This window comes from Streptomyces sp. BR123 (genome assembly GCF_013401435.1).
In the GTDB taxonomy this organism is placed as follows: domain Bacteria; phylum Actinomycetota; class Actinomycetes; order Streptomycetales; family Streptomycetaceae; genus Streptomyces.
This window is the reverse complement of record NZ_JACBGN010000255.1, coordinates 1-10,188: the sequence shown is the minus strand read 5'-3', so window position 1 is coordinate 10,188 and position 10,188 is coordinate 1. Positions and strand designations below refer to the sequence as shown.

Sequence of the window (10,188 nt, the reverse complement as noted above, 5' to 3'; positions counted from 1 at the left end):
GGATTCCCCCGCCCCGCGGGGGAATCCGGTGCACCGCCGCCAGGGGGCTCGTCCCCCGTCCAGACCGGAAAGACCATGGCTTCCACCACACCCACCCAGATAGACACGCCTCCGCCTGTCTCCGCGAGCGGAAAGCCCACCGGCCGCGCCGGTGACAAGATCTTCCTGGGCCTCTCCAAGGGCTCCGGGATCCTGCTCCTGGTGATCATGGCGTCGATCGCCGCCTTCCTCACCTACCGCGCCTCGATCGCACTGTCGGAGAACGAGGGCAACTTCCTCACCACCTTCGACTGGAACGCGTCGGCGAACCCCCCTGTCTTCGGCATCGCCGTCCTGCTCTTCGGCACCGTCGTCAGCTCGATCATCGCGATGGCCATCGCGGTTCCGATCGCTGTCGGCATCGCCCTGTTCATCTCGCACTACGCGCCGCGCAAGCTGGCCGCCCCCCTCGCCTACGTGGTCGACCTGCTGGCCGCCGTGCCGTCGATCATCTACGGCATCTGGGGCGCCCTCTTCCTCGTCCCGCAGCTGGCCGGACTGAACCTCTGGCTCGACGAGTACCTCGGCTGGACGTACGTCTTCGACAAGTCGCAGGTCGGCGTCGCCCGCTCGCTCTTCACCGTCGGCATCCTGCTCGCGATCATGATCCTGCCGATCGTGACCAGCGTCAGCCGCGAGGTCTTCCTCCAGGTCCCGCGCATGAACGAGGAGGCCGCCCTGGCCCTCGGCGCGACCCGCTGGGAGGTCATCCGGATGTCGGTGCTGCCCTTCGGCCGGTCCGGCGTCATCTCCGCCTCCATGCTCGGCCTCGGCCGCGCGCTCGGCGAGACCATGGCCGTCGCCACCGTCCTCTCCCCGAGCTTCCTCATCTCCGGGCACATCCTGGACCCGGGTGGCGGCACCTTCGCCCAGAACATCGCCGCGAAGTTCGACGAGGCCAACGAGTTCGGCCGGGACGCGCTGATCGCCTCCGGTCTCGTCCTCTTCCTCCTCACCCTGCTGGTCAACGGCGCCGCGCGCATGATCATCGCGCGCCGCAAGGAGTACTCGGGGGCGAACGCCTGATGAGCCACGCAGTCCAGGACCGCCCCACCCGGGCCGACCGGTCCCCCTCCTCCGGCAGCCTCACCCGAGGCGGCCTGCCCCGCTGGGCCCCCGCCGGCATCGCGGTGCTCTCCGCCGTCCTCGGCTCCGGCACCGGCCTCGTCTTCGGCCTCCAGAGCAAGATCCAGTGGGGTCTGATCGCCGCCCTGCTGTTCGTCGGCATCACCTACGGCTCCAGCGCCGTGATCGAGAACAGCCGCCAGGCCAAGGACCGCGTCGCGACGTCCATGATCTGGGTCTGCTTCCTGCTCGCGGTCGTCCCGCTGCTGTCGCTGATCTGGACCACCGTCAGCCGCGGCATCAAGGTCCTCGACGGCAACTTCCTCAGCCACTCGATGAACGGCGTGACCAGCTTCGAGCCCGGCGGCGGCGTCTACCACGCCCTGCTCGGCACCATCGAGCAGATCGCGCTGGCCACCCTGATCGCCGCCCCGATCGGCCTGCTGACCGCCGTCTACCTGGTCGAGTACGGCAAGGGCAAGCTCGCCAAGGCCGTCACGTTCTTCGTCGACGTCATGACCGGCATCCCGTCCATCGTCGCGGGCCTTTTCATCCTGACGACCTGGAACCTGATGCTCGGCTTCGGCCCCTCCGGCTTCGCCGGCGCGATGGCCCTGTCGATCCTGATGATGCCCGTCGTGGTCCGCTCCACCGAGGAGATGCTCAAGCTCGTCCCGAACGAGCTGCGCGAGGCCGCCCTCGCCCTCGGTGTGCCGAAGTGGCGCGTGATCCTCAAGGTGGTGCTCCCCACCGCCGTCGGCGGCATCGCCACCGGCCTGATGCTGGCCGTCGCCCGCATCGCCGGCGAGACCGCCCCGATCATGCTGCTGGTCTTCGGCTCCCAGCTGATCAACGGCAACCCCTTCGAAGGCGCCCAGTCCTCGCTCCCCCTGTATATCTGGGAGCAGTACAAGGTCGGCAGTGACGCCTCCTACGACCGGGCATGGGCCGCAGCGCTCGTCCTGATCGCCTTCGTCATGATCCTGAATCTGGTGGCCCGGGGCATCGCCCGCTGGAAGGCCCCGAAGACCGGTCGCTGACGCGACTGTACGAAAGCGAAGTGACCCTCATGGCCAAGCGAATCGACGTCAGCGGCCTGTCCGCCTTCTACGGCAACCACAAGGCCATCGACGACATCTCGATGACCGTCGAGCCCCGCTCCGTGACCGCCTTCATCGGCCCGTCCGGCTGCGGCAAGTCCACCTTCCTGCGCACCCTCAACCGGATGCACGAGGTCACCCCCGGCGGCCGCGTCGAGGGCAAGGTGCTCCTGGACGACGAGAACCTGTACGGCCCCGGCGTGGACCCGGTCGCGGTCCGCCGCACGGTCGGCATGGTCTTCCAGCGCCCGAACCCCTTCCCCACCATGTCGATCTTCGACAACGTGGCGGCGGGCCTGCGCCTGAACCGCACGCACAAGAAGTCCGACCTCGCGGACGTCGTCGAGCGGTCCCTCAAGGGCGCCAACCTGTGGAACGAGGTCAAGGACCGCCTGAACAAGCCGGGCTCCGGCCTCTCCGGCGGCCAGCAGCAGCGCCTGTGCATCGCCCGCGCCATCGCGGTCGAGCCCGACGTCCTGCTGATGGACGAGCCCTGCTCGGCCCTCGACCCGATCTCCACCCTCGCCATCGAGGACCTGATCGGCGAGCTGAAGGAGCGCTTCACGATCGTCATCGTGACGCACAACATGCAGCAGGCCGCCCGCGTCTCGGACCGCACCGCGTTCTTCAACCTCGCGGCGGTCGGCCAGCCCGGCAAGCTCATCGAGATCGACGACACGGACCGCATCTTCTCCAACCCGTCCGTCCAGGCGACCGAGGACTACATCTCGGGCCGCTTCGGCTGAGCCACAGACCGCGGCCCTGCCGCACGGACGTCCTGCGGTGCTGCATGGCGGTGCCACCGCAAGGCGAAGGGCCGGCTCCCCCGGGTGGGGGAGCCGGCCCGATTCCGTGTCCGCCGCCGTACGGGCCGCCGGGCCCCGTACGGCCGCCCGCCTACACGAGGGCCAGGTCCACGATCCAGAAGCACAGGGCGGCGACGAGGGCTGCGGCCGGCATGGTGATGAACCAGCCCAGGACGATGTTCTTGGCGACGCCCCAGCGGACCGCGTTGACCCGCTTGGTCGCGCCCACGCCCATGATCGCCGAGGTGATCACGTGGGTGGTGGAGATCGGCGCGTGGAACATGTAGGACGCCGTGTACATGATCGACGCGCCCGTGGTCTCCGCGGCGAAGCCCTGCGGCGGGTCCAGCTCGATGATCTTGCGGCCCAGGGTGCGCATGATGCGCCAGCCGCCCGCGTACGTACCGAGCGACAGCATCACCGCGCACGCCACCTTGACCCAGGTCGGGATCGGGGCGCCGGGCTTCTCGATGTCAGCGATGACCAGCGCCATCACCACGATGCCCATGGTCTTCTGGGCGTCCTGCAGACCGTGGCCGAGGGCCATGCCGGCCGCCGAGACGGTCTGGGCGACGCGGAAGCCGCGCTTGGCCTTGTGCGGGTTCGACCGGCGGAACAGCCACATGATCACGACCATGACCAGGTAGCCGACGAGGAGGCCGACGACCGGGGACAGGAACATCGGGATGACGACCTTCTCCAGGACGCCCGACCAGATGACCCCGATCCCGCCGGCCAGCGCCGCCCCCACCATGCCGCCGAACAGGGCGTGCGAGGAGGAGGAGGGAAGGCCGAAGTACCAGGTGACCAGATTCCAGACGATGGCCCCGACCAGCGCGGCGAACAGGATCCACATGCCCGTTTTGCCCGTGGGGGTCTCGATGAGCCCCTCGCTGACGGTCTTGGCCACGCCGCTGCCCAGGAAGGCGCCGGCGAGGTTCATCACCGCGGCCATCGCGAGGGCGGCGCGCGGGGTCAGCGCGCGGGTCGAGACCGAGGTCGCGATCGCGTTCGCCGAGTCGTGGAAACCGTTGGTGTACGTGAAACCGAGCGCGACACCGATGGTCACGATCAGAGCGAAGGTGTCCACCGGGTTCAGGACTCCTTGACCGCGATGGTCTCCACCGTGTTCGCCACGTGCTCGAACGCGTCGGCGGCCTCTTCGAGCACGTCGACGATCTGCTTGAGCTTCAGCACCTCGATGGCGTCGTAGTTGCCGTTGAAGAGCTGGGCGAGCAGCTTGCGGTGGATCTGGTCGGCCTGGTTCTCGAGGCGGTTGACCTCGATCCAGTACTCGGTCAGATTGTCCATCGTGCGCAGGTGCGGCATGGCCTCGGCGGTCAGGTCGGCCGCCCGGGCCAGGACCTCGATCTGCTGCTCGACGCCCTTGGGGAGTTCTTCGATGTTGTAGAGGACCACCAGGTCGACGGCCTCTTCCATGAAGTCCATGATGTCGTCGAGCGACGAGGCGAGGGCGTAGATGTCCTCGCGGTCGAACGGCGTGATGAAGGAGGAGTTCAGCTGGTGGAAGATCGCGTGGGTGGCGTCGTCCCCCGCGTGCTCGGCCGCACGCATCCGCTCCGCGATCTCGGCCCGGGCGGAGGGATCCGCTCCGAGCAGTTCCATCAGGAGCTTCGAGCCCGTGACGATGTTGTCCGCGGATGCGGCGAACATGTCGTAGAAGCTCGTCTCCCTGGGGGTCAGACGAAATCGCACGTGGGGTCCTCGGGGTGCATCGGATTCGGTCAGGCTGATGCTAGGCGTATACCCCGGCCACGGCTAACCGGCCATTGCTCCGTGTCCTCCATCAGGCAGAGTGAGGACCGCGGACCGCTGCCCCGACCGGTCGGAGCCCGCTACCCTATACCCATCGGGGGTATCCACCCTCGTTCCGGACCACGGGAGGACCCATGACGGCCATCGAGGCGGAAGGCTCCGGAGCCGGCGTCGCCCCCGGCACGGCCCCCGGCGCTGCGGTGCACGGGTATCACCACCGGAAGGACGAGCACCTCAAGCGGCTGCGCAGGATCGAGGGGCAGATCCGGGGCCTGCAGCGGCTCGTGGACGAGGACGTCTACTGCATCGACATACTCACGCAGGTCTCGGCGAGCACGAAGGCCCTGCAGTCCTTCGCGCTCCAGCTGCTGGAGGAACACCTGCGGCACTGCGTCGCCGACGCGGCGGTCAAGGGCGGGGCGGAGATCGACGCGAAGGTCGAGGAGGCGACGAAGGCGATCGCGCGGCTCCTGCGGACCTGACCGGCGCGGATCGGGAACCGGGCGGCGGGCGCGGGCCTCGGTCCGGTCGGGCGCGGGCCTCCGGGCGGCGGGCCCGGGCCTCCGTCCGGCGGGCCCGTGCGTCGCACAGGGTCGGCCGACGCGGGCCGCGGCCCGTGCTCCGACCGGAGGGAGCAGGCCTAGCGGGCGAAGCCCATCAGGACCTCGTCGATCCGGTCCTGGCTGAGCCTCTCCTCGTCCGCCGCGGAGGCCGCGATGATCAGCTCGCCGCACAGCTCGATCTCGGCGAGCGCCACGTGGTCCTGCACCGTCGTACCGCCAGCGGGAGTCACGCGTGTCACCTCAATCTACCGCCATCGGACGGGGGACGTGGGCCTGCGGTCTCCCAGGGTAGGGAGGGCGGGGCGCTGTGCGCATGACACGGATGGACCATTTCCGGATACCCCCCATGGCCCGTCCGCGCCGCCCGGGTACCGCCCGCCCGGCTAGTCGGCGATCTTCCCGGCGTAAATGTCCCCGCTTGCGGGCAATACGACGTTCACCGGCGTCCCGAACCCGTAGAGCAGCGTGGTCGAGGAGACATCGATCACGCCATTGTTGACATAGGTGAACCGGTGTCGGACCTTCCGCAGCCGCCCCTGCTCGTCGACGTAGGCGTCGAAGGGCACGGTGTCCTTGCTGAACCCTTTCGCCGCTGCCTCCAAGGCCCCCTTGACCGCCGGGGAGGCGCTTTGCGCGGCCCGCCCGATGTCGGTGGTCCCCTGGTAGTGCCGCACCTTCTCCCCGGCCAGCTCGGTCTCGCCCATGTACCGGACCTCCTGCGCCCCGCGCAGCAGCTCGGCCGCGGCCTGCGGGTCGGTCGCCCCGCCGGTGACCAGGTTCCCGTCGGCGAGGCCGGCCACGTCGACCCGGACCCACTTGTCGGCGGGTACCCCCGCGCCGCGGTTCTTCATGTACAGGGCGCCGGGCACGAGCAGCTCGGTGATGGGCCGGTGCTCCGCCTTGCCGGCGGCGTCGGCCGGGAGCATGACCAGGAGCTGGCCCATCCGGTTCCTGAAGTCGACGCCGCCCTCGCCGCGGATGGTGACCCGGGTGCCTCCGGTGGCCATCTCCATCGCCGTACGGACCCGGGCGCTGCCCGTCCTGGCCAGCGCGTCCGCGGCCGCGCGGACCGTGGCCGCCGGGTCGGCCCGGGGCCGGTCGTCGCCCGCGGTGGCCCCGCCACCGCAGCCGCTCATCGCGGCGAAGGTCGCGGCCATGCCGGCGGCGAGCACCGCCTCACCCGCCCGCCCGCGCCGCCACCCGTGCTGGTGCACCACCATCGCCTGCCAACCCCCAATGCATGACCGCTGATCGACCGAGGCCCCCACCCGCTCCGGATAACGAGGTCAGCGGTTTCCCGTCACGGCCGCCCCAGCGGTCGCCGCGCTCCCGGGGCCGCTCCGGCCCCCCGGTACCGTGGTGCCGTGGACCCGCACACCGAGGCGCCGCCCGCCCCCCTGCCCGACAGCGTTGCGCTGCCCCGCCCGGCGGAAGAGCCCTCCGCCGACGACACCCACACCGCCGACACCACCGAGCGCGGCTCGTTCTGCCTGGCCGTGTGCACCTGCGGCTGGAGAGGGCCCGCCCGCCGCTCCCGGGACCTGGCCCGCAAGGACGCCGCCGGGCACACCGCGGGGTAGCGGCCGCCGCGCCGCCCGCCGTCGCCCGTTCGGACACTCCCGACTGGCCGTGCCGTCCGCGTACCGATGCGCTGGAGGCATGCCAGGACCCGCACCCCGCCTCGCGGCCCTCCTCTGGGCCCTGCTGATCGCGCTCACCCCTGCCGCCGCGGTCGCCGCGGCCGTCGCCCGGCAGCCTGCCGCGGCCCGGCCGACGGGCACGGACCGGCCGACGGGCAGCGCGGACGGCCCCGCCGATGTGGCCCTGGCCGTCGGGCTGACCGGCACCGCGGCCCTCGCCACCGGCCTGTGGCTGCGCTCCCGCCACCGCCGTGACGCGGCGTCCGATGTCGGCGCGCGGGCCGAGGGCGGCGACCCGTGACGCCGCGGCCCCGGCCGACGGCGGTGCTGGTGTGCTTCGGGATGGCGGCGCTGTGCCTGCTGGCAGCCGTCCTGGTCGCCGCATGGGACGCCTACGGGCACTCCTGAGCCGGAAGCGGCCCCGCGGGCCCGCCCGCGGCGAGCCGGTGCCGTCAGGCGGCGAGGTCCTTGTCCCGCGTACCGGCGTCGGCCGCCTCCCGGTCGGCGAGGTCCACCGGACAGGGCCGGGCCCGGTGACCGGCACGGACCAGCCGCCCCAGCCGCGGGGAGCGGGCCACCGCGCGCACCACCGGAGTCAACAGCGCCATCCCGAGCGGGGCGAGGACGAGGACGACGGCGGCGCCGAGGGCGAAACCGCCGATGACGTCGGTCGGGTAGTGGACGCCCAGGTAGACGCGGCACACGCCCTCGACGAGGGCCAGGCCGATCCCGATGAGGCCGAACTTGCGGCGGACGAGGAAGAGGCCGATGCCCAGCGCCATGGTGAGGGTGGCGTGGTCGCTGACGAAGGAGAAGCCGTGCAGGCCCAGCCCCGGCTCGATCACCTGCAGCCCGCTGTGCTCGTCGAAGGGGCGGGGGCGGGCGACCAGCCGGCGCAGCGGGACGTTCGCGAGCAGCGCGAGGGCGGCCGCGAGGGGCGCCCACACGAGAGCGGCGAACGACTCGGCGGCCGAGGTCTCGTCCTGCCGGCGCGCACCGCGCCAGCACCACAGCACGAGGAGCACCAGGGCCAGGGGGATGCCGTAGTCGCCGACCAGGGCGACGGCCCGGTCGACAGCCGCCGGGGCATGCCGGGCCAAGGCGTTGACGTCGTACAGCAGGCTGACATCCAGGTTCGACCCACCGGTTGCGAGTGCAGCCATGGCGATGCGGCACCTTGCCCTTGCTCGGTTCCCTTCGGACGCACCCGTGTGTGCGCCCCGTGAACCCCCCCTTGTGATCCTTCCCCGTGTTCATGGAACGCCCGTTCTGTCAGTGCGGTTCCACTCCCCACGGGATGATCACGGCAACGTTATCCAAGAGTGATTCACCGTCGCAGCTCAGGGCCATGACCTGACCCAGTGTCATCAGGGCGTCTGGGCAGCGGCGGTGCGGTCGGGAAGCGCCTCTGCACCGTCCTTGGTGACCCTCGTCGCACCGAAGTAGTCGGGCGTGTCGATCTTGTCGAAGCGGATCACGGCGCCGGTGTACGGGGCGTTGATCATGTAGCCGCCGCCCACGTAGAGCCCGACGTGCCGGATCTCCCGCGAGTTCGTCAGATCGTCGGAGAAGAACACCAGATCGCCGGGGAGCAGCTCGTTCCGCGCGGGATGCGATCCGGCGTTGTACTGGTCGTTCGCCACGCGCGGCAGCGTGATCCCCACCGACTCGTACGCCGCTTTGGTCAGCCCCGAGCAGTCGAACCGCCCGTCCTGGTCGGGCGTTCCGTTGCCGCCCCACAGGTACGGCGTCCCCAGCTGCTTCTGAGCGAAGTAGATGGCCCCGGCGGCCTGCTGGGAGGGAGCGACCCGCCCGACCGGCTTCTCGAAGCTCTTGGCAAGGGTCGTGATGGCCTTCACGTACCCCTGCGTCTCGCGGTACGGCGGTACGCCCTGGTGCTTGAGCACCGCGCCCGGGCCCGCGTTGTAGGCCGCGAGCATGTTGGCAACCGGGTCGCCGGGGACGTTCTTCACGTCCTTGGCGAGGGTGCAGTCGTACGAAGCCGCCGACGGGATCGCGTCGTTCGGGTCCCAGATGTCGCGGTCGCCGTCACCGTCCCCGTCGATGCCGTGCGTCGCCCACGTGCCCGGGATGAACTGGGCGATGCCGCGGGCATCGGCCGGGCTGACGATCGTGGGGTTCCAGCCGCTCTCCGAGTACAGCTGCGCCGCGAGAACCGCCGGGGAGAGGGTGGGGCACAGCACGCCCCACTTCTGCACCAGCGCCTGGTACTTGGCCGGCACCGCCCCCTTGGTCAGACCCAGGGCGCGGCCGCCCCCGCCCGCGATCCCCGCCGCCGCCGAGTACGTGCCGACCACGAGGAGGGCGAGGAAGCACAGGCACACCCCGAAGCCGATCCCGCCGATCACCCAGAATCTGCGCACCCGTCAACCCTCCCCCATCGGACAGACTTTCACAGGGATTCACCGGTACGTGTCGGAATCATCCCTTTTGCGGACCCGAATCGAAGCCGTCGCACACCACGCTCTTGTGTTGGGTATCCGAGACGGCGTGCCGGAACACCACCGTCCACCCACCCGGATCCTGCGCCAGCGGCGGCGCGGGCACCCGTTTGCCGTCCAGCTCCATCGAGAAGTCGTCCGGGTAGAGGGCGTACTTCCACTGGGTCTCGTCCCCCTCGTACAGGTCGCGGGCCCTGGCCACGAAGCCGAGCTGGCGGTTGTCGGTCGCCTCCGTGGACCGGCCGCCCGCGTCGACCTCGTGCTGCGGCTTGACCGCGACCGCCACGTAGTACGGCGGCGCGTCGGCGACCTCGTACTTCAGCCGGAAGCCGATCCGGACCCGGCCCGGCTGCAGCTCCTTCAGGTAGTCGCTCTCCGCCGTCGTCACCGAGGTCTGGAAGTTCGCGAGAGCGGGCTCCTCCACGACCGGGTTGTGGCACTGCTTCAGGATCGGGTTGTAGTCGTCCGGGTTCGGGGCCGTCTGCTTGATGAACACGGGCGGCCCCGCCGGCGACTGCGCCGCCGCCGACGGCGCAGCCGACCCCTGGCCGGACGGCGCCTGACCCCCGGGCACCTGCCCCGACGCACCCGGGGACGGGCTCTGCCCCGCCGGACCCTGCGCCGACGGGTCGGCGGCCTTGCCGTCCCGCCCGCCGCCGATCGGCGTCAGCTGCCACAGCGCCACGCCGCCCAGCACGGCCAGCGCCGCCCCCGCGGCCACCCAGCCCGCCACCCGC

The 10,188-nt window shown here is 70.9% G+C and carries 12 protein-coding genes and 1 pseudogene; 6 read left to right on the top strand and 7 right to left on the bottom strand.

Annotation, left to right across the window (positions count from 1 at the left end):
* Positions 1–75 precede the first annotated feature (75 nt).
* From pstC to pstB, 3 genes are read left to right on the top strand one after another with little or no spacing between them, the layout of a single operon-like run.
* The gene (gene pstC / locus HYE82_RS28665; RefSeq protein WP_179177078.1) at positions 76–1,065 is read left to right on the top strand and encodes a phosphate ABC transporter permease subunit PstC; all 990 of its coding nucleotides are present in this window, start codon (positions 76–78) and stop codon (positions 1,063–1,065) included.
* Positions 1,065–2,144: a phosphate ABC transporter permease PstA gene (gene pstA, locus HYE82_RS28660; protein WP_179177077.1), complete on the top strand. Its 1,080-nt coding sequence runs from the start codon at positions 1,065–1,067 to the stop codon at positions 2,142–2,144. The genes pstC and pstA overlap by 1 nt, the downstream gene beginning before the upstream one ends.
* A 29-nt stretch (positions 2,145–2,173) precedes the next feature.
* Entirely contained in the window at positions 2,174–2,950 is a 777-nt protein-coding gene (gene pstB / locus HYE82_RS28655) for a phosphate ABC transporter ATP-binding protein PstB (RefSeq protein WP_179177076.1), read from the top strand.
* 151 nt (positions 2,951–3,101) lie between these two features.
* On the opposite strand, the gene HYE82_RS28650 is transcribed toward pstB, so the two are convergent.
* The gene (locus tag HYE82_RS28650) at positions 3,102–4,100 is read right to left on the bottom strand and encodes an inorganic phosphate transporter (RefSeq protein ID WP_179177075.1); all 999 of its coding nucleotides are present in this window, start codon (positions 4,098–4,100) and stop codon (positions 3,102–3,104) included.
* 5 nt (positions 4,101–4,105) lie between these two features.
* On the bottom strand, positions 4,106–4,726 hold the full coding sequence (locus tag HYE82_RS28645; RefSeq protein WP_179177074.1) for a DUF47 family protein: 621 nt from the start codon (positions 4,724–4,726) through the stop codon (positions 4,106–4,108).
* Between the two features lie 194 nt (positions 4,727–4,920).
* Between HYE82_RS28645 and HYE82_RS28640 the strand changes: the two genes are divergently transcribed.
* Positions 4,921–5,268, top strand: coding sequence for a metal-sensitive transcriptional regulator (locus tag HYE82_RS28640; protein ID WP_218783177.1), 348 nt, complete (start codon positions 4,921–4,923; stop codon positions 5,266–5,268).
* A 158-nt stretch (positions 5,269–5,426) separates the two neighbouring features.
* Here the strand turns inward: HYE82_RS28640 and HYE82_RS28635 are convergent, their stop codons facing one another.
* Both HYE82_RS28635 and HYE82_RS28630 read right to left on the bottom strand, forming a co-directional pair.
* Positions 5,427–5,579 carry a hypothetical protein gene (locus tag HYE82_RS28635; RefSeq protein WP_179177070.1) on the bottom strand — a complete coding sequence of 51 codons (153 nt, stop codon included), beginning with the start codon at positions 5,577–5,579 and terminating at the stop codon, positions 5,427–5,429.
* A gap of 153 nt (positions 5,580–5,732) precedes the next feature.
* A complete protein-coding gene (locus HYE82_RS28630) occupies positions 5,733–6,569 on the bottom strand; it encodes a hypothetical protein (protein WP_179177073.1) in 837 nt (278 codons plus the stop codon).
* Between the two features lie 144 nt (positions 6,570–6,713).
* On the opposite strand from HYE82_RS28630, the gene HYE82_RS28625 reads away from it, so the two are divergent.
* Together HYE82_RS28625 and HYE82_RS28620 are read left to right on the top strand one after the other, a co-directional pair.
* Positions 6,714–6,929: a hypothetical protein gene (locus tag HYE82_RS28625; RefSeq protein ID WP_179177069.1), complete on the top strand. Its 216-nt coding sequence runs from the start codon at positions 6,714–6,716 to the stop codon at positions 6,927–6,929.
* Between the two features lie 79 nt (positions 6,930–7,008).
* Positions 7,009–7,290 carry a hypothetical protein gene (locus HYE82_RS28620; protein WP_179177072.1) on the top strand — a complete coding sequence of 94 codons (282 nt, stop codon included), beginning with the start codon at positions 7,009–7,011 and terminating at the stop codon, positions 7,288–7,290.
* Between the two features lie 151 nt (positions 7,291–7,441).
* On the opposite strand, the gene HYE82_RS28615 is transcribed toward HYE82_RS28620, so the two are convergent.
* The 3 genes and pseudogenes from HYE82_RS28615 to HYE82_RS28605 form a co-directional block, all read right to left on the bottom strand.
* Positions 7,442–8,152, bottom strand: a complete 711-nt coding sequence (locus HYE82_RS28615) for a phosphatase PAP2 family protein (protein WP_179177071.1) — start codon at positions 8,150–8,152, stop codon at positions 7,442–7,444.
* Between the two features lie 204 nt (positions 8,153–8,356).
* On the bottom strand, positions 8,357–9,373 hold the full coding sequence (locus HYE82_RS28610) for a bifunctional lytic transglycosylase/C40 family peptidase (protein WP_309144478.1): 1,017 nt from the start codon (positions 9,371–9,373) through the stop codon (positions 8,357–8,359).
* Between the two features lie 58 nt (positions 9,374–9,431).
* Positions 9,432–10,188: pseudogene (locus HYE82_RS28605) on the bottom strand (hypothetical protein); the annotation flags it as partial.